Here is a 26,523-nt window from a genome sequence, read left to right on the forward strand (position 1 = left end):
CGACCCGCGAGCCTACCTGTACGGTGCATCTCAATACTGGCGGTCGCCGGCGTCATGACCAGCGGCGACACCACCTACGGGGGACATCTTCGTCCCGGTCCGTGACATTCGCCGAGGAAAGGGCTGCGGAGCGAGATGACCGACCGGACAGTCCGCTCCCTGCTACCCGCCTCCCGCGCGCACGCAGCGCCGCGCGCCGCACGGTACGACGCCTTCCTGTCCTACAGCCGGGACTCCGACGGCGAGTTCGCGCCCGCCTTCCACGCGCAGCTCCTCGAGTTCGACAAGCGCGACGACGTCCCCGACCTGAACATCTTTCTCGACCGGACCGGCCTGGCGAACAACCCCAGCCTCTGGGACGCCATCGAGCGCAAGCTCGAACGCTCCAGCTACCTCATCCTGTTCGCCTCCGAGGGCGCGGCCAGCTCCAAGTACGTGGCCAAGGAGGTGGCCTGGTGGCTCGAGCACCGCGGACCCGACACCCTGCTGGTCGCCCTGACGAGCGGCAAGATCGTCTGGGACCAGACGGCGAATGAGATCGACACGATCAGCACCACCGCGCTGCCCGCGCCGCTCGCCCAGCAGATCGACCACGAACCGAAGTGGACCGACCTGACACGGCTGCGCCAGCGCAGGTTCTGGCGGCACCACCCCGACCGGCCGACGGCGCTCGCGGAGCTCGTCGCCCCGCTCCGTGGTCCCGACGTGAGCACCGAGGAGGTCCTGAGCGCGCACATCGCCCGCCAGAGCTCTGCGAGCGTGCGGGGCCGGCTCGTGAACACGGCGCTCGGGGTGATGCTCGCCCTGTCCATCGGCGCGTTCGCGTTCGCGGAACGTGAGGCGAGCCGGGCGAACGACGCGGTGAACGCCAACGCGGCCCACCTGCTCGGCGCCACGTCGCACGTCGTGCACCAGGACGATCCCGCGACGGCGCAGCTGCTCGCGGTCGAGGCGGTCGCGCGGCTCCGGGACGGGCAGACCCGCACCGCGCTGTTCAACGCGGTGACGGCGAACGAGCCCGCCGACCCGTACCTCCTGCGCACCGTGGACGTGCCGGAGGAGACCGAGCTCGCCGACGTCGCCCCGACCAGCACCGGCGTCGTCGGGCGTACGGACACGGGCGACCTCGTGCGGTGGAGCCCCGACGAGGGCGACCCCGCCGTCCTGCGCGGTGACCGCACCCCGTTCGGCACGGTGACCGGTTCGGGGCATCCGGGGCCCTTCGTCGCGGGGAGCGCGGACGGCAGGGTGGTCGCCGCGGTCGACGACCTGGGTGTGACCGTCGGCCGGTTCGGGCCGCTGCCCGATGGCAGCACCAGCCGCCAGACGCACCTCGACCTGCCGGGCGCGACGGCGGTGGCGGTCACGCCGGACGGCGACCTGCTCCTCATCGCGTGGCACGACGTCACGACCGGCAGGAACCGGATCGGCAGCATCAAGCTCGCCGGGCGCGACCTGGCGGTGCTGGAGTCCGACGCCGGGTCCCGGCGACCTCATGAGCAGCGCCTGGCGTTCCACAGCAAGGCGGAGACGGACCTGGCGGTCACGTCCCTCGCCGTCGGCTCCAGCCGCACCCTTGCCGTGGCGGACACCGCGGCGGGCATCCTCGAGGTGCGCAGCCTCGACACCCTGGAGCCGACCGACGAGAGGACCGTCGACCTGCCCGACGGCGCCGTCCCGTCACCGTCGCTGCAGGACTGGGCGACGCTCCGCTCGGACGCGGACGGCACCACGGTGACCGTGCACCGCTGGGCCGACGGCTCGGTGCGTACAGCCGACTGCCCGGTGCCGCGCGTCTGGTCGAACCCCGAGGTGGTCGCGATCGACGACGGCACCACGCGGGCCCTGGTCGCCACGGACAGCGGGCTGGTGGCGTGCGAGATCTCTGGGGACACCGACCTGCGGCGGAGCTGGCACCTGTCCGGCATCCGGCGGACCGGCCCGCCGGTCCTGATCGGGGCCGACCGCGTCGCGGCGGCGTCGGACGGCCGGATCGCGCTGTGGTCCACCGCCGACACGCACGGTGACGTGCCGTTGCCGAGCGCGGCGGGCGCTGCGGCGGCCGCCGCGGCCGCGGGCGCGGAGACCTCCGGGACACCCGCGGGGGAAGCCGGCGCGGCCGACCCGACGGCGGTCCTTGCCACCTACCGGGACGGGCCGACCGGGCCCGCGAGCACCGCGGCGTCCTGGTCGGACGGCACCGTCACCATCCACGGCCGCGGCACGGTGACGCTGCCGGCGGGCAGCGAGGACGCCGGCCGGCCCCTGCTGCCCGTCTGGCTCGACCGGGACCGGCTCCTCCTCGTCACTCCCGACGGCGACGCCTACCGGACCGACGGGGGCACCACCGCCGGGTACGAGGCAGGGTTCCGTGACCTGGTCGCGCCGGGCCTCGACGGAGGCGATCCGGCCTGCGCCACCATCGTCAGCGCCGAGCGGGCGCGCCAGGACATCCTCCTGGTCGACGCGTGCTCAGGGCTCCACCTGCTCGACGCCGGGCTCCAGGAGCGCGCCGTGCACGTGCCAGGTCCCCTTGGCACCACGCCGCGGCTCGAACCCGAGTGGGCGGCGCCGGGCCGCGTCGCGATCGCCGACGACGGGAGCAAGGCCGCCGTCGCACCGCGCGACTTCTCGCTCCGCGTGGCCGACCTCGACGCCGCCGCTCAGGGCGAGACGGACGTGTGGACGGTGCGCGGCAGCAGCGTGGCCCAGGTGCACATGATCGGCGGCACCGAGGATGCGGCGGTGCCGGACCGGCTGGTCACGCTGGGTGTGGACTCGACGGTGCGCCTGCGGCCGGTGACCGGCTCGGGCGATCCCGAGGTGCTCGACCTCACCGGCACCTACGGCGACGTGATGGCGGTGCTGCCAGGGCCGGACCTCGTGGCGCGCAACCACGGCCCGGCGCTGGCGTTCTTCGACATCGAGACCGGTCAGAAGGTCGGCGAGCTCGCCACCAGGTTGTACTCGCCCGGCGGTGAGGTCGCGCCGAGCGACGTGCACGCAGCCGACGGCCAGCTCCTCGTGGTCCAGGACCACGGCGTCACCACCGGCTGGACGTTCTCGGACGACCAGATGATCGCGCGGGCGTGCGCGATGGCGGGGCGGGAGGCGACGGCCGCCGACATGCCGGACGGCGTCACCCTCGACGACGACCCGGCCTGCGCCACCTCACCACATCGTTGAGTGCTGGACATCCGCCCCCTCGATGACGCGCAAGGGGCGAATATCCAGCACTCGACAAGGTGTGCGGTCAGGACTCGAGGCGCTTGGCCTCGTTCTCCGTCTCGTCCGCCTCCTCGTCGCGGCCCTCCTTGCGCAGCACGCTGGAGAGCGAGCGCATCGACACGGCGGCGTCCGACTTCGCGAGGTCCGACGTCGTCCCGCGCAGCTTGGCCCACAGGCCCATCGCCTCCTCGGCGACCTCGAGCACCTGCGAGCGCTCCTTGCCACCGACCACAGACGTCGTGAACGTCTCCAGCGCGTGCTCGAGCACGTCGCGCTGCTTGGTCGGGTCGTCGTCGTCCAGGCTCTTGTACAGCTGGACGGCTTCGCCGAAGAGCTTCGTCGTCGGCTTGTCCTGCTCCTTCGTCGCGGCCTGGCTGCCGAACGACAGCAGCGCCACGGCGAGCTTCGACACGGTGCTCCCGGCCTCGCCGGGCAGCTTCTCCGCGCCCGAGGCCACGAGCTGATGCAGCCGGGCGGCCGTGCGCGTCTCGAGGTTCTCCTCGCGCTCCGGCGACTCGTCCGGCTCCGGGGCCTTGTCCTGCTCGAGACCCGCGACCTGCTCCGGGGCCGCTGCCGGCTCCGGGCTCGTCGTCTGCTCCGGGCTCGTCGTCTGCTCCGGGCTCGTCGTCTGCTCGGGACCCCCTACCTGCTCCGGGCCCGCGTCGCGCTCGGCGACGTCCAGCCCGGCGTGCGACGTCGTCCCGGGCGTCGTCGTCTCCCCTGCTGCGGTGACCTGCGCCGCCAGTGCCTGCTGAGGCAGTGCGTCCGTGCTCACTCGTTCCTCCTGTCCACGGTGCGACGAAACTACCAGAACGGGCGTTCAGTCCCGGTATGCACCACGGCCCGGGCGACAGCGGGTGCCGACTACCTGCTGGTGGCTCGCACGCAGTACCGTCAGCCGCCATGGAGACCTGGTCCCGCGCCGCTGCCCGCGAGCTCCTCGAGCAGGCCCGTACGCGGCATGCCCTTGGCACGGCCGCACTGACCGAGCGCGGCGCGGCTCCGGAACGCGTGCGGGCCGCGTACCGCGCCGTCCGCGACGCCCGGGTGCTGGCGCAGCTCGCCGAGGTTCCCGTCGACCGGATCCGCGAGGTGAGCACCGGGCGGGTGCGGGTCGGACCGGTCGAGGCCGCCGGGTTCCGCACCGTCGCCCAGGTGCTGGGCGCGACCACCCAGGAGCTCGACGCGATCAGCGGCGTCGGGCCGAAGACCGCCCGCCTGCTGCGCGAGGCCGCCCGGCAGATCTTCGACGCCGTCGACGAGGCCCTCACCTTCCGGATCGAAGCCGACCCGGACGACCCGCTCGCCGGTGACCTGGTGCGCGCGCTGCACACCCACGAGCAGGTCGCCCGGTTCTTCGACGCGTGGGGCGAGCGGGCCGACGTCGACGTCCCGGAGCTCGCCCGCCTGGCCGAGGTGGGGGCGCTGCGCACCACCCTGGTCAGACGCCTCTTCGCCGGCCGCGAGCGCACCGCGGCGGCGGACACGGCCCTGACCGGGCTCCGCGAGACCGTGGCCGGCCTCGACGCCTCTGGGGTGACCGATGCCCTGCGGCGCCTGGACCGCACGCTGACCGGCACGTCGGACGCCGAGGTCTGGCGGGACTACGAGGCCCGTGCCGCCGCCTACTACACCGCGCTGGGCGAGCTCGTCGACCTCGGTGTCGACGTGGAGGCGGCCGAGGGCTACCTGCCAGAGGAGGTGGTGGACCAGGTCACGGCCCAGGACCTGGACACCTCGCTCCTGACCGTCTCCCTGCGGGGGTACCAGGCGTTCGGCGCCCGGTACGCGCTCGTACAGCGGCGCACGATCCTCGGCGACGAGATGGGCCTCGGCAAGACCGTCCAGGCCATCGCGGCGATGGCGCACCTCGCAGCGCGCGGCCGTCGGCACTTCCTGGTCGTCTGCCCCGCGAGTGTCGCCACGAACTGGGCCCGTGAGGTGGCCGCGCACTCCCGCCTGCCGGTCCGGGTGCTGCACAGCGACGACCGTGACGCAGGCATCCGGACCTGGGTGGCCGACGGCGGAGTCGGCATCGTCACGTTCCCGCAGCTCGGGCACCTGCGCGCTGAAGGGCTGCCCCGGCCCGCCCTCCTCGTGGTGGACGAGGCGCACTACGTGAAGAATCCGCGGGCGCAGCGTTCGGAGCGGACCGCCGGCTGGGCCCGCGCGGCCGAGCGGGTGCTGTTCATGTCGGGCACGCCCATGGAGAACACCGTGGACGAGTTCCGCAACCTCGTGCACTACCTCAAGCCAGACGTCGCCGCCTCGATCGACCCCGCGGCGGGCCTGGCGGGCGCCGCGGCGTTCCGCCGGTCGGTGGCCTCCGTGTACCTGCGGCGCAACCAGGAGGACGTGCTCACCGAGCTGCCCGAGCTGGTCCAGGTCGACGAGTGGGAGCGGTTCGGCAAGCACGACGGCGCCGCCTACCGGCGGGCGGTGCTGAAGCGGTCGTTCGCGGACATGCGCCGGGCGGCGTTCGTCCAGGCCCCCGAACCGACGGCAAAGCTGGTGCGGCTGCGCGAGATCGTCGCCGAGGCGATGGACAACAACCGCAAGGTGGTCGTCTTCTCGTTCTTCCGCGACGTGATCGAGACGGTCCTGGCCGAGCTGGGCCACCTCGCGATCGGGCCCATCACCGGTTCGGTGCCCGCCCGACGGCGGCAGGAGCTGGTCGACGAGTTCACCCGCGCGCCGGAGCCGAAGGTGCTGGTGAGCCAGATCGAGGCCGGCGGTGTCGGGCTCAACATCCAGGCGGCCTCCGTGGTGATCCTGTGCGAGCCGCAGGTCAAGCCGACCGTCGAGGCGCAGGCGATCGCGCGGGCGCACCGGATGGGCCAGGTCCGCACCGTGCAGGTGCACCGGCTGCTCGTCGAGAACAGCGTGGACGAGCGGCTCCTGGAGATCCTCGGCACCAAGGCGGAGCTGTTCGCGGAGTATGCCGGTCGGTCCACCGTGGCCGTAGCACCCGGCGCAACGGACGTCGCCGACGCGGAGCTCGCGCGGCGCATCGTCGAGGAGGAGCGCGCCCGGCTGGCCGAGCAGGCCGCCTGACCCCGGACCAGAAAGTTTTGTCGCGGCCGGGGCCTCGACCTGTTGGGATGGACCCATGCCCACCACAGCTCTCGCTCGAGGCCCCGTCCAGGCCTCCGAGCGGTCACCCGCGCCCGACCTCGCGCGGGGCTTCATGCTCCTGCTGATCGCCGTCGCGAACACGCCCTACTACCTCTGGGGCCGCGAGACGAACCCCTGGGTGTCGCACCCCGTCGACGGCTCGGCCCTCGACAAGGTCACCGACTTCCTCGTCATCGTGCTCGTGGACCTGCGGACCTACCCCATGTTCGCGTTCCTGTTCGGCTACGGGATGATGCAGCTCTACAACCGCCAGGTGTCCTCGGGGACCCCTGAGGACGCCGCCCGCAGGCTGCTGCAGAAGCGCAACTGGCTCCTGCTCGCGTTCGGGTTCGTGCACGCGGCGCTGCTCTGGATGGGCGACGTGCTGGGTGCCTACGGCATCGCCGGCCTGCTCATGGTGTGGCTGTTCTTCCAGGCCAAGGACGTCACGCTCGTCGTGTGGACGTGGGTGTTCGGCGGCCTGCTGACGATCGGCACGATGTTCGCCGTGGTCGGCGCCTGGTTCACCGCGCAGATCCCGGCGGACGACCCCATCGCACAGTCGATCGTCGCCGACTTCGGCCCGACGACCGACTCGGTGGCCGCGACGTCGTACCTCGCCTCGATCGGCGACCGCCTGGGCTGGTGGGCGCTCGGGTCGATCGGCCAGGGCGTGCTCATGCTCGTGGTGCCGATGATGCTGCTGCTCGCGTTCTGGGCGGGGCGGCGGCGCATCCTGGAGAACCCGGGCGAGCACCTGCCCCTGCTGCGCCGCGTGGCCGTCGTCGGGATCGCCGTCGGCTGGCTCGGCCCGCTGCCGTCCGCGCTGGACCATGTCGGCGCCATCACCGTGCCCGACCACGCGGGCTGGGTGTTCCTCCCCGTGCAGATGCTGACGGGCTTCTTCGGCGGCCTGGGCTACGTGGCGCTGTTCGGCCTCATCGGCCACCGGATCGCGCTGCGCCGCAGCGGCAAGCCGTCGAACGACCTGTTCACCACGGACGGTCCGTTCGCCGGTGCCGTCCAGGCGGTCGGCAAGCGCTCCCTGACCTCGTACCTGCTGCAGTCCGTGCTGTGCGCGCCGGTCCTGGCAGCGTGGGGTCTCGGGCTCGGCCAGCACCTGACCTCGTGGACCATGCTGCTCTACGCCGTGGGCGTCTGGGCGCTCACCGTCGCGTTCGCCGTCTGGCAGGAGCGCACGGGCCGGCGCGGCCCGGCAGAGGTGGCGCTGCGCCGGCTGACCTACGGTCGGCCGGCGCAGACGCCCGCACAGGTCCGGCCAGGGGTCTGAACCTGGCCGGACCGGAGGCCTATGCGCGGAAGGAGTCCACGGCGTCGTCCTCGCCGTCGCCGTCGGTGTCCACGGAGATCGTCCGCGTTCCGCCGGCGGTCTCCACGACGACGTCGGGCCGCCCGTCACCATCGGTGTCGTGCAGCTCGACGTCGGGTACCCCGTCGGCGTCGTAGTCCTCGAACTGGGCGTCCACCACCCCGTCACCGTCGGTGTCTGCGGTCTCGACGTCCGTGATGCCGTCGCCGTCGAGGTCGTGCTTGCCGGGCTTGTCGGCCAGGAACTCGGACACGTGGTTCTCCTTGCTCGGAAGTGCTGCTCTGAATGCTCCCCCGATCATGCACCACGCGGGGCGGTGCCCGGGGTGTTTTCCTTCCGCGCGCAGGTCGGAGCGTGCAAGACTGCCGCCGGTGCGTGCCGCCAAGGACCCGGGGGCCGCGAGAATCGACGGAGGACGTGCTGCCCTGTGGACGCGATCAGAGAGTTCGCGGTAGCCACGATCTCAGGCCTGCTCGTGGTCATGATCGTCACCCTCTGTGCAGTGATCTGGGGCAGGCCGGGCCGTGGACCCAGCCCTGCCGTGGTGATCGTGGCCAGCGCGGTCCTCGGCCTCGTGCTGGCGATCGTCTCCTTCGCCCTGCACGACAACGTCTGGCTGGTCGGCACGGCCGCGGTGCTCGCGATCGGGCTGCTCGGTGCCTGGATCATCGCGCTACGGTCCGACGGCGGTCGGCGCAGCTGAGCTACCGCTGAACGGAGCTCCGACCGGTCACTGGTAGCCGCGGATCTCCTTGAACGCCGCGCGGATCGACGTCTGCGCGGCGTCGAAGACCCGGCCGCCCGTCAGGTCAGCCACCGACTCCATCTCTTGCACGTACCGGTCGTCGTCCCCGAGCATGACGATGAACGTGGGCGTGCCGAGGGACCCGCTGCTCGCCGCGCTGAAGTCCGCGCCGAACGCGTCGAGGCCGAGGCTCGGGTCGTTGTTCTCGCCGTCCGTGATCAGCACGATCGACGTGTAGTACCCCTCCCCCTCGGCCTGCGAGCGCTCGACCAGCGCGTACGCCTCCTCCAGTGCGGCGTAGATGGCCGTCCTGCCGCCGTCGGGCACCAGGCCGGACACGTGGTCACGGAGCGGGCTCAGCTCCTCGAGATCCTGCTCCGGGTCGGCAAGAGTGAACTGCGCCGGACGCCCTGGTGCCGTGTCGTACGGCAGGATCGTCACCCGCTCCCCCTGGCGGAACCGGGCGAACTCCCCCGTGATCGACGTGTCGTTGCCCGTGAGGTCGCCGAACGCCTGCCGGAGCTGGTTCATGGGCGCGCCCGACATGGACCGCGACGTGTCCAGCAGGTAGATGGTGTGCGCCGGGTCGCGATAGTCGCGCAGGTAGTCGTCGATCAGCCCGTTGGCGGTGTTCAGCTCCTCCGGCAGCGGCACAGGGACGGGGTCCATCGACGGGACCGAGTCGTCGTCGGGCACCCCGCTGTCCGTCGCGGGACGGCGGTGGGTGACCTCGGAGATGTCCTCCTGGGTACCCGCGTCCCTGAGCCACTCGACCAGGTCGTCGTAGGCGTCCTGCTGGTCCGCGGCCAGCAGCTGGACCGGGTAGTCCGCGTACACCGTGCGCTCCGGGTAGACGATCACCAGGTCCTCGGCGATCGCACCGGAGTCGGCCAGGACGATCAGCTCGGACTCATAGTTGACTATCGCGTCCGCCTCGTCCTGGTCGGCGACGAACTGCTCGGTGAGCCACTGGGAGCTGCCGGCGGTACGGACGAGGCCGGAGAACAGGTCGCCGGCCCGGGCGGGATCGACGTCCTCGAGGTTCAGGTCGTCGCCGTTCCGGTCGAACCCCGACGCCACACCCACGAGCGCCGAGAATCCCGAGTTCGACGTCGCCGGATCGGTCATGAAGAAGGAGAGCGAGCCCTCGGCGGCGCGGTCCGCGATCTCGTTCCAGGACACCGCTCGGTCCTGGGTCCAGCCGAGCCGCTGCGCGGCGGAGGTCTTCACACCGAGCACCACCGGGGAGCGCATCGTCTCCCCGCTCTGGGTAACCCACGGCTCGTCGGCCGCCTCCGCCAGCGCCTGCTTCTCGTCCCAGAGGAGCTCCATGTAGTCGTTCGAGGAGAACCACGCCAGGTCACAGTGCGCGTCGCTGCCCGTCTCGCACCTTCCGCCCCCGTTGACGATGTCGTCGGCGCCCTGCAGCGTGCCGACGTAGGTGGGCTCGAGAGTGATTCCGGTCGCTGCCTCGAGGTCGCGCATGAGATCGTCGTCGCCCATGACGTCCGCGAGCTCGGACCCGGCGAGCACCTTGAGCGTCACCGGGTTCCGTGGCTGCTGGTTGGCCCAGAACACCACGCCCGCCACCACCACGACCAGCAGCACGGCGAAGCCTGCGACGACCGGTGTGATCCGACGGCGATCCTCGCGCGCGCCCCTCTTCGGGTCCGTCTCCACGTCGCGCCCTCTCCGACCAGCTCGACCAGCTCGTCGGAGGTCCGTTCCGACGACGCCCTGACTGCATGATCGTGGCATATGGGGTGGAAGGTGCACTCTGGATGGGCGCTCGGCACCAACCGTTCATCCGAATTTCACGCGCTGCTAGCCGCCGACCATCCGAGGCCGTTTCGAGAACGGGGTCGTGTCTCGGCCGGGCCACCTCAGCGAACACAACCCCGTGCTCGGCGAGACCCGGCTCCTCAGCCAGGCATGCAAGAGCCCGCGGCCGCCGTCTGACCTGTAGGCAGGCAGACCGACGATCGCGGGCTTCTCGGCGCCAGGGTCACTCGACCCCGAGCAGCACCTCCACCGCACGGCTCAGGAACGCGTCCACCGAGGCCTCGTCGTAGGCGTCCGCACCGCGCGACCGCCCGAACGTGGCCGACCGGATGTCGCCCGCCGTCAGCGGCTCCTGCCGGTCGAAGTACCCGATGAGCCGGTCACACAGGTCGTCGACGTCGTCCTTGTCGTACCCCTGCGAACCCCGGTCCGCCGGCGCGAACTTCTCACCGTCGGGCCGGCCCAGCCGCCCGTACAGCGAACGCGCGCGCTCGGCGAGCGCGTTCATCCAGGCCTGCTGACCGTGCGCCGCCGCGTACTCCGCACGCTGCCGGGCGATGAACGCCGCCTCCAGCCGGTCGAGCGCCGCGTCGACCTCGTGGGTGTTGTACCCACCACGGGTCAGATCGAACGTGGACGCCTGGATGTCGGCGCTGGTCAGCCGCTCCATGGTTCGTCCTTCGTACGCCTGTCGGGCGTGCTCGAAGAACTCGTCGACCTCGTCCTTGTCGTACCCGGTGCGCATCGCGGGAACGCTGTTGAACATCCCACTCACTCGTCGTCCTCCTCAGCCGCAAGCTGCCCGCAGGCCCCGTCGATATCGCTCCCGCGGGTATCACGGATCGTGGTCGGGATCCCGTGACCGCGCAATCGTGCCACAAACTCGTCCTCGACCTCACGGTCGCTTGCCGTCCAGATCGAACCCGGCGTGGGGTTGAGCGGGATCGGGTTCACGTGCACCCAGCCGCGACCGCGCGCGTTGAGCTTCTCGCCGAGCAGGTCCGCCCGCCAGCCGTGGTCGTTCATGTCCTTGATCAGCGCGTACTCGATCGACACGCGACGCCCGGTCACCTCGAAGTAGTTCCGTGCGGTGTCGAGCGTCTCGTCGACGCTCCAGCGCGTGTTGATCGGCACCAGCTCGGAGCGCAGGTCGTCGTCGGGCGCGTGCAGCGACAGCGCGAGCGTCACCGGGATGCCCTCCTTGGTGAGCTTCTGCATGGCCGGGACGAGGCCGACCGTGGAGACCGTGATGTTGCGGGCCGACATGCCGAAGCCCTCCGGCTGCGGCGCCACCAGGGCCCGCACCGTCTCGATCACTGCCTTGTAGTTGGCCAGCGGCTCGCCCATGCCCATGAACACCAGGTTGTTCAGCCGGGTGACGCCGCCGGGGATCTCGCCATCGGCCAGCGAGCGGAACGCCGCGCGGACCTGCTCGAGGATCTCCGCCGTCGAGAGGTTCCGGGTCAGGCCGAGCTGACCCGTCGCGCAGAACGGGCAGGCCATGCCGCAGCCCGCCTGGCTGGAGACGCACAGCGTGGTGCGCTGCGGGTAGCGCATGAGGACCGACTCGACCTTGGCCTCGTCGAACAGGTGCCACAGCGTCTTGACCGTGGTGCCGCCGTCGGCCTCGAGCTTGCGGGTGGGCCGCATCAGCTCGGGGAACATCGTGGTCGCGAGCGCTTCCCGGGACTTCGCCGGGAGGTCCGTCATCTTCGCCGCGTCGCTCGTGTAGTGCGTGAAGTAGTGCGTGGCGAGCTGCTTGGCCCGGAACGCGGGCTCTCCCGCCTCGACGACGGAGGCCACCCGCTCCTCGGGAGTCAGGTCGGCGAAGTGCTTCGGCGGCTTGCCGCGGCGCTTCGGTGCCATCTGCAACGGGATGGCAGGGGTCTCGTCCGAGGGCCGGACGACAGGCTGGGCAAGGGGAGTTTTCATCAGGCAACCACCGAGAGCACGAGATAGACGAAGGGCGCTGTGATAATCATCGAATCGAGGCGATCCAGCACGCCCCCGTGCCCCGGGAGCAATGAGCCCATGTCCTTCAATTCTAGGTCACGCTTGAGCAGCGATTCCGCGAGATCGCCCACAGTCGCCGTGATGGCGGTCATGACGCCGAGCGCGATGCCGAGCACCGGGCTCTCGCCCAGCCCGTACACCGCTCCGAGCACACCCACCGCCGTGGCCAGCACTATGGAACCGGCCAGGCCCTCCCAGGACTTCTTGGGACTCACGGTCGGCGCCAGCGGATGCCTGCCCAGCATGACGCCGGCGATGTAGCCGCCCGTGTCGTTGGCGACCGCCAGGAGGACGAACAGCACCACCCGGATCTCGCCGTCAGGCTGCGCCAGCATCAGGACCACGAAGCCCGCGAGGAACGGCAGGTAGGCGGCGGCGAAGACGGAGGCGGCGGAGTCCCGGACCGCGCTGAGGCCGGAGCCGTCGAGCGCCCGCCAGACCACCGTCGCGGCCACCGTCAGCACGAAGGCGACGAACAGTGCCTCGGCACCGCCCCGGTACGCCGAGACGATCATGCCGGCGGCCCCCACGAACAGGGGCACCATCGGCAGGCGTAGCTCCCGGCGCGCGAACGCCTGACGCAGCTCCCACAGCCCTGCCCACATCAGGAGGACCACGAGGAGCACGAACGGCTCTGGCCGCCAGTACAGCGACGCACCGACGACTCCGAGCAGGCCGACGCCGACGAGGATCGCCGCCGGCAGGTTACGACCGGCGCGCGACTGCTTCGGTGCCGGCGCCGGTTCGGGCTCGGGGCTCACAGCGATGTGCGCAATGTCTCGCTCTGTTCTGTCTCGAGGCGGTGCGGACATCAGACCTCGAGCAGCTCGCTCTCCTTGCTGGAGAGCAGCTGGTCGATGATGTCGACGTGGCTCTTGGTGAGCTTGTCCAGCTCCTTCTCTGCGCGCGTGACCTCGTCCTCGCCGGCCTCGCCGTCCTTGACGATGCGGTCCAGCGTCTCCTTGGCCTTGCGCCGGATGTTGCGTACCGATACGCGCGACTCCTCGGCCTTCGCCTTGGCGAGCTTCACGTAGTCGCGGCGGCGCTCCTCCGTCAGGGAGGGCAGCACGATGCGGATGGCGTTGCCGTCGGTCGCCGGGTTCACGCCCAGGTCGGAGTCCCGCAGCGCCTTCTCGACGGCGGGCACCGAGCTCTTGTCGAACGGCGCGACCAGCACGGTGCGCGCGTCGGGGATGTTGAACGACGCCAGCTGCTGCAGCGGCGTCGGCGCGCCGTAGTAGTCGACGACGATCTTGCTGAACATCCCCGCGTTGGCGCGACCGGTGCGGATACCCGCGAAGTCTTCCTTGGCGACCTCGATCGCCTTCTCCATCTTTTCCTCGGCTTCGAGGAGGGTCTCGTCGATCACCACTGCTCCTGTCGTTCGTCTACGGGTGGTGCCGGGGCCACTCTACGGACACTTTGCCCGGCTACCGAAAGGATCGCGCGCTTCCCGGGCCTTGCCGAGTCGCGCGGGTGACTCAGCGTGAGGTGATCAGCGTGCCGATGGGCTCGCCGGCCAGCGCACGGGTGACGTTGCCCTCGCCCTCCATGCCGAACACCCGCATCTGGACGTTGTTGTCGCGGCACATGGCCAGCGCCGTGTCGTCCATGACGCCGAGCCGGTTGACGAGGGCGTCGGTGTACGTGAGGTGGTCGAGCTTCTTCGCGTCGGGGTTGCGGCGCGGGTCGGAGTCGTAGACGCCGTCGACGCCGTTCTTGCCCATGACCACCTGCTCGCAACCCGTCTCCAGGGCACGCTGCACCGCCACGGTGTCGGTGGAGAAGTACGGCATGCCCGCACCGGCGCCGAAGATGACCACGCGGCCCTTCTCCAGGTGCCGGATCGCGCGCAGCGGGATGTACGGCTCGGCGACCTGGCCCATGGTGATGGCGGTCTGCACACGCGTCTTGACGCCGGCCTGCTCCAGGAAGTCCTGGAGGGCCAGGCAGTTCATGACCGTGCCGAGCATGCCCATGTAGTCGGCGCGGGCGCGGTCCATGCCTGCCACGCTCAGCTCGGCGCCGCGGAAGAAGTTCCCGCCGCCTACGACGATGGCGACCTGGATGCCGTCGCGAACGGCCACGCCGATCTCCTTGGCCATGCGCCGGACGACGTCGGCATCGAGCCCTACGCTGCCGCCGCCGAACGCCTCGCCCGACAGCTTCAGGAGCACACGCCGGGCGGGCCGGCCCTCCATGTCCACCGCGAAGTCCTGGGTCGCCTCGTCACTCAATGGTCCGTCACCCTTCTTCTCGTCACTGCCGGGACACTGGCTCTTCCGGAATACTGCCCGACTTGCGGGCTGAACACCTCTGCGCGGGGCAGAAGCGTCCGGACCGGCCTCGAGCCCCCTGGTGCGAAGTGGAGCCGAACCGGCTCTACACCGCACCAAAAGTATCGAAGCCGCACCGCGCTCCAGGGAGCCCGGCGTCCGAACCGGCCCCTTGGAGGGACCGGCCCACGTATGCGTCGGCCCGGCCCGCGCCGAAGCGCGGACCGGGCCGACCAAGCTGCGTCAGGAACCGACGCGGAAACGCACGAACGCGGTCAGGGAGCCGTTCACGGCGGCGACGTGCTTGCCGACCGTGGTCTTCGGGTCCTTGGCCAGCGGCTGGTCGATCAGCGCGACCTCCTTGAAGAAGCCGTTCAGGCGACCCTCGACGATCTTGGGCAGCGCGGCCTCCGGCTTGCCCTCGTTCTTCGAGGTCTCCAGAGCGATCGCCCGCTCCTTCTCGACGACGTCCGCCGGGACGTCCTCACGGGTGAGGTACTTCGGGGCCATCGCAGCGACGTGCTGCGCGATGTCCTTGCCGACGGCCTCGCCCGCCTCGTCGGTGACGACGAGGACACCGATCGACGGCGGCAGGTCCTTGGCCGTCTTGTGCAGGTACGTCGTGACCTTGGGGCCCTCGACGCGCGCGACACGGCGCAGGACGATCTTCTCGCCCAGCGTGGCGCCCTGGGCGGCGATGAGCTCCGCGACGGTGCCCTCCGCGGACGGGGCGGCGGACGCCGCGACCTCGTCGGTGGCACCGGCGGCGGCAGCGGCCTCGAGGACGGCCTCGGCCAGGGCGATGAACTTCTCGTTCTTGACGACGAAGTCCGTCTCGGCGTTCAGCTCGATCATCGTGGCGACCTGGCCGGCCGCGGCGTCCTCGACCTTGACGGCGACGAGGCCCTCGGACGCGGTGTTGCCCTCACGCTTGGCGGCGCGGGCGAGACCCTTGGTGCGGATGATCTCGATGGCCTTCTCGGCGTCGCCGTCGGCAGTGTCCAGGGCCTTCTTGACGTCGAGCATGCCTGCGCCGGTCCGCTCACGCAGCGCCTTGATGTCAGCGGCGGTGTAGTTCGCCATTGTTCTGGTCCTCCGTGCAGTCGTGTTGTTCGGGGAGGTCTAGCGACCCGGGGAGCGGTGCGCTGACCGGGCCCGAACGAATCGGACCCGGTCAGCGCAGCACCTCACTTCTCGGTCTCAGCAGCCTCAGCGGTCTCGGCTGCCTCGGGAGCGGACTCCGGAGCGACCTCGGCGACAGCCTCGGTCGCCTCGGGGGCGGCGGCCGGAGCGTCCTCGACGGGCGCGGTGACCTCGGGTGCCGCAGCCGGAGCGGCCTCGACGGCCTCAGCGGCTTCGACGACCTCGGCGGGAGCAGCCGGCGTGGCGGCCTCAGCGGCCTCGGCGGACGCCGCGGCAACGGTGCCCTCGTCGGTCGCGGCCGGGGACTCGACGGTGCCCTCGGTGCCGGCCAGGAGCTCGCGCTCCCACTCGGCCAGCGGCTCGGCGACGGCCTCTGCCTCTGCACCGGTCTTGCTGCCGCCGGAGTGGCGCTGCATGAGGCCCTCGGCGGCGGCGTCCGCGATCACGCGGGTGAGCAGCGTGACGGAGCGGATCGCGTCGTCGTTGCCCGGGATCGCGTAGTCGACCATGTCGGGGTCGCAGTTGGTGTCGAGGATCGCGACGACCGGGATGCCCAGCTTGCGGGCCTCGTTCACCGCGAGGTGCTCCTTGTTCGTGTCGACGATCCACACGGCCGAGGGAACCTTGGCCATCTCACGGATACCGCCGAGCGTGCGCGCGAGCTTGTCCTTCTCGCGACGCAGGACCAGGAGCTCCTTCTTCGTGAGGCCCGAGGCCGCCACGTCGTCGAAGTCGATCTCCTCGAGCTCCTTCATCCGCTGAAGGCGCTTGTGCACGGTGGTGAAGTTCGTGAGCATGCCACCGAGCCAGCGGTGGTTCACGTACGGCATCCCGACGCGGGCGGCCTGCTCGGCCACCGGCTCCTGTGCCTGCTTCTTGGTGCCGACGAAGAGGATAGAACCGCCGTGGGCGACCGTCTCCTTGACGAAGTCGTAGGCGGTGTCGATGAAGCCCAGCGACTGCCGGAGGTCGACGATGTAGATGCCGTTGCGCTCCGTGAAGATGAAGCGCTTCATCTTCGGGTTCCAACGGCGGGTCTGGTGTCCGAAGTGGACACCGCTCTCGAGGAGCTGGCGCATGGACACGACGGCCATGACACGTCCTTTCGGTGCGGCCCGAGATCAACTCGGGTCCTCCGCACACATTTCAGGCGGACCAGGGCTGACAGCCCGGGCCGCGGTTGGGTTGAATCGGCACCATAGATACGTCGGTGCCCCTGGCGCCGCACCGTGCCCGACGCCGACCCTGAGGGCCGGACCGCTGCCGGACGCGACTTGCTGTGACGCGCGTTGTCGATCGGGTGTTCTCCCGGCTGGGCAGACTGTCAGCGATGCTGTCCGTGTGCCCGACGGGAGTTCATGCCGGTCGCGGGTGGAAGTCTACCCGACCTGCCCTTGCAACGAGGACCTTGCCGCCGCACCGCGAATGTGACGTCGCGCGCTGCCGCCGACGGACCTGTCCGGGAGGGGTTCGAGAAGTCATGGCAGCCCCGTGGCGACCCTCGTCACGGCGGTAGCGGGCGGCGAGCGCGACCACAGGGGGCACGTGCGCCAGGTTGTGCACAGCCGGCTGTGCGACACCGTCCGGGACGTGCCGCACCGGGTGATGCTCCTGACATGACGCGTCTCCTCACCCTCCCTCCCCACCGGGTCATCGACCGGTTCCCGGCAACCGTGCTGACCGTGCTGCTCACCATCGCTCTCGTCGCTCTCATCACCACGGCGCCCGCCGCCGCCGCGCTGCGCACCGGGCCCGACATCGCCCTCCAGGTGGGCGCCGGCACCGGCGCTGCCGTGCCCACGGGGTACGTACCGCCCGTCGCCGGCGTGGATCCGCCGTCCGGCGTGGAGCGCAGGTTCGACGCACCCGCGGAGAGATGGGGAGCCGGCCACCGCGGCGTCGACCTGACCGCCCCGCACGGTTCGAGCGTCCTGTCCCCCGGCCCCGGGGTGGTGACGTTCGCCGGGCAGGTGGCGCGGCGCGGGGTCATGGTCGTCACCCACCCGGACGGGCTGCGCAGCAGTCTTGAGCCGGTCACCGCCTCGGTCGCGGTAGGGACCACGGTCACGGCCGGCGAGCGGATCGGCACCGTGGAGGGCGGGCACGCGGGAGGCGGCACGACGTCGAGCCACTGCGCACCCCGGTCCTGCCTGCACTGGGGCGTGCGGCGGGGCGAGCGCTACCTCGATCCGTTGTCCCTGCTGTACCGCCCGCCGATCGTGCTCCTCCCGGACCGCTGACGCCGGCCGACCAGCAGCGTCGGCAAGACCGGTGCCCCTCAGGCGCGGGGGAACGCCTGGGCGTAGACGCTGCGCAGCCGCTCGGCGTCCACGTGGGTGTAGCGCTGCGTGGTCGCGAGGTTCGCGTGGCCCAGCACCTCCTGCACGGCGCGCAGGTCCGAGCCGCCCTGCAGCAGGTGCGTGGCGGCGGAGTGCCGGAGCGCGTGCGGCGCGACGTCCTCGACCCCGGCCTGGGCCGCGAGCCGGTGCACCGACTCGCGCACCTGGCGCTGGCCCCAGCGCCCGCCGCGCTCCCCCACCAGCAGGGCGTCGCCTGTCGCGGCGGTCGCCAGCGCGGGCCGCCCGTCGGTGAGCCAGGCCTCCACCGCGCGCGCCGCAGGGATGCCGAACGGCACCACCCGCTCCTTGCCACCCTTGCCGAGCACGCGCACGAGCCGGTCCCGGGAGTCCACGTGCCCGACGTCGACGGACACCAGCTCACCCACGCGGATCCCCGCGCCGTACAACAGCTCGGCGGCGACCCACGAGCGGAGGGCCAGCGGGCGGGTCGCCTCGTCGGCGTCGTCCGCTGCTGCCCTCGCGCCGTCGAGGAGGCGGCTGGCCGCGTCCACGTCGAGCACCGTAGGCAGAGTGCGTGGCACCTTGGGGCTCGCCAGGCGCGCAGAGGGGTCCACCGGCACGAGCTCCGAGCGGTGCGCCCAGCGCAGGAACGCGCGGGCGGAGGCGCCTCGGCGGGCGAGCGTGGAGCGGGCGAGCCCTCTGTCGGACTGGGACGCGAGCCAGCCGCGCAGCAGTGCGAGGTCGATGGCATCGAGCCGCGTGGTGCCGTGCCGCATCGCGTACCGGAGCAGGTCGGTCACGTCCGCCACGTAGGCACGCCGCGTGTGGGCGGAGTGCCCACGCTGCGCGTCGAGGTACCGGGCGAACCGCGACACGGCGTCGGACAGCTGCTCGGGCAGCCGCGGCAAGCCGGACAGGTCGGTAAGGTCCACGTTTGCCAGTGTGCAGCTCGCAGGCCGCGCGACGAAGAAGGCGCGCCGCCGTTTTCGCCCGTATCTGCGGCGCCTGGCCTCCGGCCGGTCCCGCTCACCGCCTGCGCCAGCCCCCGTCCTTCTGCTCGGCCAACCCCATGAGCTCCAGCAGCCCGAGCGCGCCCGTCGTGTCGCCGAGCGCGAGTCCGGCCGTACGGGCGATCGAGCGCTCGTGCGCCGCCTTTCGCACGGGCAGCGCGTCCAGGACCGCCTTGCCCGCAGCGTCCAGATCGTCGCCGGGCCGTGTCTCGCCCCGGCGCTCGGGGGCGCTCTCGCCCAGGACCCCGACCAGCTCTGCGGCCTCCGCCGCGTCCGTCACGCACACGGCGGCGCCGCGACGCAGCAGCTCGTGGCAGCCGGCGGAGGCCATGGACGTGACCGGCCCCGGGACCGCACCCAGCGGCCGTAGCAGCGCTACCGCGTGGTTGGCCGTTGACAGCGCGCCGGACCGGACCGACGCCTCGACCACCACCGTGCCCGACGTAAGAGACGCGATCAGCCGGTTGCGCTTGAGGAAGCGCTGCTTGGCGGGCACGGACCCGGGCGGGACCTCGCTCACCACCGCGCCCTGCTCGATGGTCCGCCGCAACAAATCGGTGTTGCTCGCGGGGTAGAGCCGGTCGACGCCACCCGCCAGGAAGGCCACGGTCGGCGCCCCAGAGACCAGTGCGCCCCGGTGCGCCTCCGCGTCGATGCCGTTGGCACCGCCGGAGACCACCGTGAACCCGCGGTCGGCCAGGCCGCACGCCAGGGCGCGCGTCACGCGGATGCCGTAGTCGGTGCAGGCCCGGGAGCCGACCAGCGACACCGAGCGCTCTCCCAGCCGCGCCAGGTCAGGGTCGCCACGTACCCACAGGGCCAGCGGCGCGCCGACGCCCAGACGGGCGAACCCGACAGGCCAGCGGGGGTCGTCCGGTGCCAGGAACGTGCCCCCGTACCGGCCGAGCACCGTGAGCTCGCCCGCGGGGTCGAGCCGCTCGAGCCGGGGCGCCCAGCGCCGGACGGCAGCCACCACCAGACCGGCCGCCCGCGCCCCGGACGTCGGCGTCCCGGCGGCCTGCCCCTCAGCAGCCTGCCCCTCAGCAGCCAGGCCCTCGACGGCCGGTCCGGGCAGCCGCCCGGGAGCGTCGGCCGGGCCGGGCGGGACCGCACCCGAACCGAGCCCTGGCGCCGCGCCCAACGTTCCACCCCCGAGCCGGCGGAGCGCTGCGCCGGCCTGACCCGGTGCCCCGGCAGCGTCGACCAGCCAGTCGAGCGCGCCGACCGGCCCGAGGTTGCCCACCAGGGCTCCGGCCACCGGGTCCCCTGGTTCCGCGATCCTGCTCCACGCTGCCCGCGCCAGCACGGGGTCGCCGGTGTCGAACCGGAGACCGGTGCGGGGCAGCTCGAAGAGCGCTTCACCCATGGTCGCCTCCCGTGCGCAGCAGCAGCGCGTTGCCGACGTCGGACACCGAGGGCGCGCCGCGCCCCGCGAGGTCGGCGATGGTCCACGCCATCCGCAGCACCCGGTCGACGCCCCGCAGGCTGAGCCGCCCGTCGGTCATCGCCCGTTCGATGGGACCGAGCAGACCCGGGTGCGGCTTGAGCAGGTCGCGCAGGAACCGCCCCGGCATCTCGGCGTTCGTCGACCAGGGCGTGTCCGCCAGCCGAGCCCGTGCGGCCTCCCGCGCGGCGAGCACCCTAGCGGCCACCGACGACGTCGCCTCGGACCTGCCCTCCAGCCGCTCGACCCGGTCGACGGGTTGCACCTCGACCTGCACGTCCACCCGGTCCAGCAGCGGCCCGGACAGCCGCGCGAAGTACCGGCGCCGCACCGTGGGCGAGCACGTGCACTCCAGGCCCTTGCCCACTGCCAGCCCGCAGGGGCAGGGGTTGGCCGCCAGCACGAGCTGAAACCGTGCCGGGTAGCGCGCAGCGCCGCCCGACCGGTGGATCACGAGCTCACCCTGTTCCAGCGGCTGGCGCAGGGTCTCCAGCACCTTGCTGCCGAATTCGGGCGCCTCGTCCAGGAAGAGCACTCCGCGATGCGCCCGGGACACCGCCCCGGGGCGCGGGATGCCGGACCCGCCGCCCACCACCGCCGCCTGGCTGGCCGTGTGATGCGGGTCCTCGAACGGGGGCCGGCGGATCAGGCCGCCACCCGGGTCGAACGTGCCCGCCACGGAGTGCACGGCGGTGACCTCGACGGCCTCCCGGTCCGTGAGGTCCGGCAGGATCCCCGGAAGGCGAGACGCCAGCATCGTCTTGCCGGCTCCCGGCGGCCCGACGAGCAGCAGGTGGTGACCCCCTGCGGCCGCCACCTCGAGGGCGGCGCGCGGACGCTCCTGCCCCATGACGTCGGCCAGGTCGCCGGGCAGCCGCGCGGACAGCGCCGAGCGGGTCGGCCGCACGGTCACCACGTCCCGCACCAGCTCGGGCGGCCCCCCGTGCAGAGCGACCACCTCGGCCAGGCTGGCGGCACCCGCGACCCGCGCCCCCGGCACCAGCCGCGCCTCGTCGAGGTCCCCTGCCGCGACCACGACGTCCGGATATCCCGCGTCCACGGCCGCCGCCACGGCGGGCAGCACCCCGCGCACCGGCTGGAGACGCCCGTCGAGGCCGAGCTCGCCCAGGTGCACCACCCGGTCGAGGCCCGTCCGGCGCAGCCCTGCCGACGAGGGCCCTTCGGCGCCGGCCAGGACCGCCACGGCGATCGCCAGGTCGTACGCGCTGCCCTGCTTGCGCAGCGAAGCGGGCGACAGGTTGACCGTGATCTTCTTGACGGGCCACGACAGTCCCGTGCTGGTCACCGCTGCCCGTACCCGGTCTCGTGACTCGCTCAGGGCGGCGTCCGGCAGGCCCACCAGGGTGAACCCAGGGACCGACGCCGCGAGGTGCGCCTGCACCTCCACCACGTACCCCTGCATGCCGACGAGCGAGACGGCCCGCGTGGTCGCCGTCCCCATCAGGCCACCGACTCGAGATGCTCGACGACGGGACGCCCCTTGGCCTGCAGCGTCACCGCCACCACGTCGATCCGGACGGCCCCGAACCGCGTGCGCACGTCCGGCTGCACCGGCACTGCGCTGCCCGGACCTGCCTCCTCCAGCAGCCGCGCCGCGGCGAGACGCTCCCTGAACCCGGTGAGCCACTGCCCTGTCAGCCGTTTGATGCGGGCGAGCTTGCGGGGAGTCACCGCCTCAGCGGGATGCCCGAACCCGTGGCCCGACCGGGTCTTGACCTCGATCACCACGAGCACGTCGTCGTCGAGCGCGACGATGTCGAGCTCCCCGTCCTTGCCGCGCCAGTTCGTGTCGAGCACCTGCCAGCCGCGTGCCTCGACATGCCGCAGCGCTACGCGCTCGCCGTACCGGCCCACGCCGTCCTTCTTCGCCATCGCGTCCACCTCCGTGACCAGCCTTGGTCACGGCAGGGCCGTCCGACGGCGCCGCGGGGCTCACCTGTGCACAGGTCGACGATCCACAGGTCCGAGGTCGTGGTCGAACCGCTGGCGTCCCGTCACGAGGGTCTGTACCGGCCCGTGAGGAGCTTCAGCCAGGTGGCTTCAGAGGGACAGCTCCGCCTTCGCGAGCTCCTCGACGTTCACGTCCTTGAACGTCACGACACGCACCGACTTCACGAAGCGCGCCGAGCGGTAGACGTCCCACACCCAGGCATCGCCGAGCCGCAGCTCGAAGTACACCTCTCCCGCGGCGGACCGCACCTGGAGGTCCACCTGGTTGGCCAGGTAGAACCGGCGTTCGGTCTCCACCACATAGGCGAACAGGCCCACCACATCGCGGTACTCGCGATAGAGCGCGAGCTCCATCTCCGTCTCGTAGTTCTCGAGGTCTTCGGCGCTCACGACGACATCATCCCACCGACGCAGCGGTTCCGGGCAGGTTCCAGGACCTGCGGTGCTGCGGCGTCGGCCCGTACAGCCCGAGGGCGTCCATGTGGGCCCTCGCGCTGTAGCCCTTGTTCTGGTCCCACGCGTACTCCGGGTGCCGCTGTGCCAGCTCGACCAGCATCCCGTCGCGCTCCACCTTGGCCAGCACGCTGGCGGCCGCCACGGAGGTGCAGGTCATGTCCGCCTTGATCAGCGTCCGCACCGCGGGGTCAGGGACTCCGTCGTCGGGGGCGTCCGCCGCGGCGAACAGGTCGAGCGACGGGGTGGTGAGCCAGTCGTGCTTGCCGTCCAGCACGACGACGTCGACGTCGCCGCACAGCAGCCGCACCTGCGCGAGCGCGCGTCGGCCGGCCGTCCGGAGCGCCGCGATGATGCCGATCTCGTCGATCTCGGCCGGCCCGGCGTGACCGACGCCCCAGGCCACCGCCCAGCTCCGCACGGCAGGCGCGATGGCCTCGCGCGCGGCCGGCGTCAGCAGCTTCGAGTCGGCGACGCCCTTCGGCCCGGTGCGGGTGGCGGCGTCGACCACCACGACGCCCACGCTGACAGGGCCCGCGAGAGCACCACGCCCCACCTCGTCCATGCCCGCGACGAGGCGGGCTCCCGAGGCGAGCAGCGCCCTTTCCTGTCGCAGCGTGGGGACCGTGCGGACCACCTACTTCTCCGCGGGAGGTGCATCCGGGACGCCGGCGAAGACGTCGCTCGGATGGTTGTGCCAGTTCAGCCGGTCCAGCGGCCAGACGGTGGCGAACGCAGTGCCCACGACGTTGTCGACAGGCACGAACCCGCCACCCGGCTTGCCCCGGTTGTAGCGCGAGTCCTGGGAGTCCTGGCGGTTGTCGCCCATGACCCACAGCATGTCCGCGGGCACCGTGACCTCGAACGGGTCCTGGCTCGGGATCGAACCCGGCTTGATGTACGTCTCGTCGATGGGCGTGCCGTTCACCGACACGCGCCCGTCGGCGTCGCAGCACACGACCTTGTCACCGGGCAGCCCGATCAGGCGCTTGATGAGGTGGTCGCCGCTGTCCTGCGGCAGCAGGCCGACGGTGGTCAGGAAGGAGGTCGCCGCGTTGCCGAGCGGTCCACGGTCGGGCGCCGGGTACGGCGGCAGCCAGTCGCCCGGGTCCACGAAGACGACGATGTCCCCGTGCCTGAGGTCGAACGGACCGGGAGTCAGCCGCGAGGCCATCACCCGGTCGCCCTCGGTCAGCGTGTCCTCCATGGAGGCGCTGGGGATGTAGAACGGCTGCACCAGCAGGGTCTTGATGAGCCACGACAGAACCAGCGCGCTGACCACGATGATCCCGATCTCCTTGAGCATCGCGACGAAGCTCGACTGCTGCTTCCGCGGCTCACGACCGTGCGCAGCCCCGCCCCGACGATGCGCCCCGCTGTTCTCCCACGGATCTGCTGCGCTCAAGGGGGTCCCATCGATAGGGGTGGGCGGCGCCACCCGGTCGAAACTCGTCACGAGGGTAACTCTGTCACCTCGAAGCGTCCGCGGCGAAATGATCGCGCGGGCGCGTCACGCCCGGGCGGGTATCCCCGCTGACCGGGGCAGTTACGACATCGGCCGCCATCCCCGAGGTGGGGTGGCGGCCGGCGTCTGTTACAGGCTGGAGCGTCAGCTCTCGCGCTTCTCGCGGATCTTCGCCTTCTTGCCGCGCAGCTCGCGCAGGTAGTAGAGCTTCGCACGGCGGACGATGCCGCGGCTGACGACCTCGATGGACTCGATCGACGGCGCGTGCAGCGGGAACTTGCGCTCCACGCCCACACCGAAGCTGACCTTGCGGACGGCGAACGTCTCGCCGATCCCGCCGCCGTGGCGGGAGATCACGACGCCCTGGAACGCCTGGACACGAGAGCGGTTGCCCTCGACGACCTTGACGTTCACCTTGACCGTGTCGCCGGCGCGGAACTCCGGGATGTCGGACCGCAGCGAGGCTGCGTCGATCATGTCGAGCTTCTGCATTGTTCTCTCCGGGCCTGCCACAGGTCAGGCGCGAATATCGTGGGCCCCGCGGCGGCCTGCTGGCCGTCGGGTCCCGGAAGGGTGTGGATGCTGGTGCGGCATTACCCGGTCAGGGGCGGTTGCCCGCCCCGGCCGTCCCCTGTGGCAGAGACCTGACCGGCGACGCACCGACGGCTCATTCTGCCACACGAGCGCCGGGATCGACGCCCCGAGCAGGTGTGACGTCAGGCCCGCCGGCTCTGACCCGCGCCAGCCTTCCGCCGTCGTGCGGGTCCGGCACCCAGCCGAGCCCCGCGAGGAGCGCCAGGTCGTGCTTGTCCAGGCCCGTCACGGAGAGCGCGGCGATCATGTCCGGCCGCAGCCGCGCCGTCCGCTCCAGCGCGCGGTCCCGGCGCCAGCGCTCGATCTTCGCGTGGTGTCCCGACAGCAGCACCTCGGGAATCTCGAGGTCCGCCCACGACGGCGGCTTCGTGTACACGGGGTATTCCAGCAGCCCCGCCGCACCGTGCGACTCCTCCACCAGCGAGTCCGGGTTGCCGACCATGCCGGGGATCAGCCGCGCCACGGCCTCGATCATGACCAGCGAGGCGACCTCGCCGCCGTTGAGCACGTAGTCACCGATCGACAGCTCGTGCACGGTGACACCGGCGTCCCGGTAGTGCTGCGCCACGCGCGCGTCGATGCCCTCGTACCGTCCGCACGCGAACACGAGCTGCTCCGCCGACGCCAGGCTCTCGGCGTGCCGCTGCGTGAACACCTCGCCCGACGGCGTCGGGACGATCAGGTGCGCGCCCACCGCACCGGCGTCCAGGACCTCGTCGATCGCGAGGCCCCAGACGTCGGGCCGCATGACCATGCCTGCTCCCCCGCCGAACGGGGTGTCGTCGACGGTGCGGTGCCGGTCGGTCGTCCAGTCGCGCAGGTCGTGCACCCGCAGGTCCAGCAGACCGCGCTGCCGTGCCTTGCCCACCAGCGACAGGTCGAGCGCCGCCAGGTAGTCGGGAAAGATCGAGATGACGTCGACGCGCACGTCAGTCGTCTTCACGGTCGACGGCGTCGACATCATCAGCACGGTCGACGGCGTCGACATCATCAGCACGGTCGACCGCGTCGACATCATCAGCACGGTCGACGATCGCGGCGTCGGCGTCGCGCGCCAGCAGCCCGGCGGGCGGGGTCACCACTACGCGACCGCCCGCGACGTCGACCACCGGCACCATCGCCAGGACGAACGGGACCAGCGTGCGAACGGTACCGCCGCCGGGCAGGGCCTCCTCGATCAGGAGCGACTCGTGCGCGGGCATGTACTCGAGGGAGATCACCTTGCCGACCACCGTGCCGTCCTCGAGCTCGACGCGCAGGCCCGCGAGCTCGTGCGCGTACCAGGCGTCTTCATCGGAGGAGACGTCCGCCTCGATGACGAGCTCGGTCCCGCGCAGGTTCTCGGCAGCGGTCCGGCCGGTGATCTCGGCGAACGTGACCAGCCACCGGCCCTGGTGCTCGCGCGCGTGCGTCACGGTCAGCGGGCCGACGTCGGCCGGCACCGTCTCGAGCCGCTCGCCGACCGCGAGCCGGGTCTCCGGGTCGTCCGTTCGCACGTCGAGGGCGACCTCGCCCTTGAGCCCGTGCGCCTTGCTGACGCGGGCGACGGTCAGCTGCATGTGTCTCCTCGAAGAATGAAGGTTGGGGTCTCGACAAGCTCGGCCAACGGTTCCGACGGCCCGCCGGTCCGGCTCGGCCGACGCGCGACCGCCGGG

At 71.7% G+C, this 26,523-nt stretch carries 26 protein-coding genes; 6 read left to right on the plus strand and 20 right to left on the minus strand.

Annotated elements, in window-relative coordinates; all coding sequences use genetic code 11:
• The first annotated feature begins 135 nt into the window (after window positions 1–135).
• Window positions 136–3,186 carry a TIR domain-containing protein gene (locus APR04_RS09290; protein ID WP_253869446.1) on the plus strand — a complete coding sequence of 1,017 codons (3,051 nt, stop codon included), beginning with the start codon at window positions 136–138 and terminating at the stop codon, window positions 3,184–3,186.
• Window positions 3,187–3,253: 67 nt separating this feature from the next.
• Here APR04_RS09290 and APR04_RS09295 read toward each other — a convergent pair whose 3' ends face one another.
• Entirely contained in the window at window positions 3,254–4,003 is a 750-nt protein-coding gene (locus APR04_RS09295) for a hypothetical protein (RefSeq protein ID WP_253869447.1), read from the minus strand.
• A 128-nt stretch (window positions 4,004–4,131) separates the two neighbouring features.
• On the opposite strand from APR04_RS09295, the gene APR04_RS09300 reads away from it, so the two are divergent.
• Both APR04_RS09300 and APR04_RS09305 read left to right on the plus strand, forming a co-directional pair.
• The gene (locus APR04_RS09300) at window positions 4,132–6,282 is read left to right on the plus strand and encodes a DEAD/DEAH box helicase (protein ID WP_253869448.1); all 2,151 of its coding nucleotides are present in this window, start codon (window positions 4,132–4,134) and stop codon (window positions 6,280–6,282) included.
• Between the two features lie 55 nt (window positions 6,283–6,337).
• The gene (locus APR04_RS09305; RefSeq protein ID WP_253869449.1) at window positions 6,338–7,633 is read left to right on the plus strand and encodes a DUF418 domain-containing protein; all 1,296 of its coding nucleotides are present in this window, start codon (window positions 6,338–6,340) and stop codon (window positions 7,631–7,633) included.
• Between the two features lie 19 nt (window positions 7,634–7,652).
• Here APR04_RS09305 and APR04_RS09310 read toward each other — a convergent pair whose 3' ends face one another.
• The gene (locus APR04_RS09310) at window positions 7,653–7,925 is read right to left on the minus strand and encodes a hypothetical protein (RefSeq protein WP_253869450.1); all 273 of its coding nucleotides are present in this window, start codon (window positions 7,923–7,925) and stop codon (window positions 7,653–7,655) included.
• 174 nt (window positions 7,926–8,099) lie between these two features.
• On the opposite strand from APR04_RS09310, the gene APR04_RS09315 reads away from it, so the two are divergent.
• Window positions 8,100–8,375, plus strand: a complete 276-nt coding sequence (locus tag APR04_RS09315) for a hypothetical protein (RefSeq protein ID WP_253869451.1) — start codon at window positions 8,100–8,102, stop codon at window positions 8,373–8,375.
• Between the two features lie 27 nt (window positions 8,376–8,402).
• Here the strand turns inward: APR04_RS09315 and APR04_RS09320 are convergent, their stop codons facing one another.
• The 8 genes from APR04_RS09320 to rpsB all read right to left on the minus strand — a co-directional run bounded on the left by APR04_RS09320 (window position 8,403) and on the right by rpsB (window position 16,725).
• On the minus strand, window positions 8,403–10,097 hold the full coding sequence (locus APR04_RS09320) for a vWA domain-containing protein (protein WP_253869452.1): 1,695 nt from the start codon (window positions 10,095–10,097) through the stop codon (window positions 8,403–8,405).
• A 325-nt stretch (window positions 10,098–10,422) separates the two neighbouring features.
• Window positions 10,423–10,965, minus strand: coding sequence for a DivIVA domain-containing protein (locus APR04_RS09325; RefSeq protein ID WP_253869709.1), 543 nt, complete (start codon window positions 10,963–10,965; stop codon window positions 10,423–10,425).
• Window positions 10,966–10,970: 5 nt separating this feature from the next.
• Window positions 10,971–12,131 carry a dual-specificity RNA methyltransferase RlmN gene (rlmN, locus tag APR04_RS09330; protein WP_253869453.1) on the minus strand — a complete coding sequence of 387 codons (1,161 nt, stop codon included), beginning with the start codon at window positions 12,129–12,131 and terminating at the stop codon, window positions 10,971–10,973.
• The gene (locus tag APR04_RS09335; protein ID WP_253869711.1) at window positions 12,131–12,979 is read right to left on the minus strand and encodes a phosphatidate cytidylyltransferase; all 849 of its coding nucleotides are present in this window, start codon (window positions 12,977–12,979) and stop codon (window positions 12,131–12,133) included. The genes rlmN and APR04_RS09335 overlap by 1 nt, the downstream gene beginning before the upstream one ends.
• 44 nt (window positions 12,980–13,023) lie before the next feature.
• Window positions 13,024–13,581 carry a ribosome recycling factor gene (frr, locus tag APR04_RS09340; RefSeq protein WP_253869454.1) on the minus strand — a complete coding sequence of 186 codons (558 nt, stop codon included), beginning with the start codon at window positions 13,579–13,581 and terminating at the stop codon, window positions 13,024–13,026.
• Window positions 13,582–13,693: 112 nt separating this feature from the next.
• On the minus strand, window positions 13,694–14,413 hold the full coding sequence (pyrH, locus tag APR04_RS09345; RefSeq protein ID WP_253869713.1) for a UMP kinase: 720 nt from the start codon (window positions 14,411–14,413) through the stop codon (window positions 13,694–13,696).
• Between the two features lie 318 nt (window positions 14,414–14,731).
• Complete coding sequence (gene tsf, locus APR04_RS09350) at window positions 14,732–15,571, minus strand: translation elongation factor Ts (RefSeq protein WP_253869455.1); 840 nt, start codon at window positions 15,569–15,571, stop codon at window positions 14,732–14,734.
• Between the two features lie 104 nt (window positions 15,572–15,675).
• Complete coding sequence (gene rpsB / locus APR04_RS09355; protein WP_253869456.1) at window positions 15,676–16,725, minus strand: 30S ribosomal protein S2; 1,050 nt, start codon at window positions 16,723–16,725, stop codon at window positions 15,676–15,678.
• 397 nt (window positions 16,726–17,122) lie between these two features.
• Between rpsB and APR04_RS30450 the strand changes: the two genes are divergently transcribed.
• Together APR04_RS30450 and APR04_RS09360 are read left to right on the plus strand one after the other, a co-directional pair.
• Window positions 17,123–17,251 carry a hypothetical protein gene (locus APR04_RS30450; protein ID WP_301312283.1) on the plus strand — a complete coding sequence of 43 codons (129 nt, stop codon included), beginning with the start codon at window positions 17,123–17,125 and terminating at the stop codon, window positions 17,249–17,251.
• Entirely contained in the window at window positions 17,248–17,871 is a 624-nt protein-coding gene (locus APR04_RS09360; RefSeq protein WP_253869457.1) for a M23 family metallopeptidase, read from the plus strand. Before APR04_RS30450 ends, APR04_RS09360 begins: the two co-directional genes overlap by 4 nt.
• A 38-nt stretch (window positions 17,872–17,909) precedes the next feature.
• Here the strand turns inward: APR04_RS09360 and APR04_RS09365 are convergent, their stop codons facing one another.
• From APR04_RS09365 to rimM, 10 genes are all read right to left on the minus strand, one after another.
• The gene (locus APR04_RS09365; protein WP_253869458.1) at window positions 17,910–18,863 is read right to left on the minus strand and encodes a tyrosine recombinase XerC; all 954 of its coding nucleotides are present in this window, start codon (window positions 18,861–18,863) and stop codon (window positions 17,910–17,912) included.
• Window positions 18,864–18,957: 94 nt separating this feature from the next.
• Window positions 18,958–20,307: a DNA-processing protein DprA gene (gene dprA / locus APR04_RS09370; RefSeq protein WP_253869459.1), complete on the minus strand. Its 1,350-nt coding sequence runs from the start codon at window positions 20,305–20,307 to the stop codon at window positions 18,958–18,960.
• Window positions 20,300–21,847: a YifB family Mg chelatase-like AAA ATPase gene (locus APR04_RS09375; RefSeq protein ID WP_253869460.1), complete on the minus strand. Its 1,548-nt coding sequence runs from the start codon at window positions 21,845–21,847 to the stop codon at window positions 20,300–20,302. The genes dprA and APR04_RS09375 overlap by 8 nt, the downstream gene beginning before the upstream one ends.
• Window positions 21,847–22,278, minus strand: coding sequence for a YraN family protein (locus tag APR04_RS09380; RefSeq protein ID WP_253869461.1), 432 nt, complete (start codon window positions 22,276–22,278; stop codon window positions 21,847–21,849). The genes APR04_RS09375 and APR04_RS09380 overlap by 1 nt, the downstream gene beginning before the upstream one ends.
• Before the next feature lie 168 nt (window positions 22,279–22,446).
• A complete protein-coding gene (locus APR04_RS09385; RefSeq protein WP_253869462.1) occupies window positions 22,447–22,746 on the minus strand; it encodes a DUF2469 domain-containing protein in 300 nt (99 codons plus the stop codon).
• A 7-nt stretch (window positions 22,747–22,753) separates the two neighbouring features.
• Entirely contained in the window at window positions 22,754–23,446 is a 693-nt protein-coding gene (gene rnhB / locus APR04_RS09390; RefSeq protein WP_253869463.1) for a ribonuclease HII, read from the minus strand.
• Window positions 23,447–24,214, minus strand: coding sequence for a signal peptidase I (gene lepB / locus APR04_RS09395; RefSeq protein ID WP_253869464.1), 768 nt, complete (start codon window positions 24,212–24,214; stop codon window positions 23,447–23,449).
• Between the two features lie 204 nt (window positions 24,215–24,418).
• Window positions 24,419–24,766, minus strand: a complete 348-nt coding sequence (gene rplS, locus APR04_RS09400; protein ID WP_253869465.1) for a 50S ribosomal protein L19 — start codon at window positions 24,764–24,766, stop codon at window positions 24,419–24,421.
• Between the two features lie 175 nt (window positions 24,767–24,941).
• Entirely contained in the window at window positions 24,942–25,796 is an 855-nt protein-coding gene (gene trmD / locus APR04_RS09405) for a tRNA (guanosine(37)-N1)-methyltransferase TrmD (RefSeq protein WP_253869715.1), read from the minus strand.
• A gap of 1 nt (window position 25,797) precedes the next feature.
• The gene (gene rimM / locus APR04_RS09410; protein WP_253869466.1) at window positions 25,798–26,427 is read right to left on the minus strand and encodes a ribosome maturation factor RimM; all 630 of its coding nucleotides are present in this window, start codon (window positions 26,425–26,427) and stop codon (window positions 25,798–25,800) included.
• Window positions 26,428–26,523 lie beyond the last annotated feature (96 nt).

The sequence above is a fragment of the Promicromonospora umidemergens genome (assembly GCF_024171995.1).
In the GTDB taxonomy this organism is placed as follows: Bacteria; Actinomycetota; Actinomycetes; order Actinomycetales; family Cellulomonadaceae; genus Promicromonospora; species Promicromonospora umidemergens.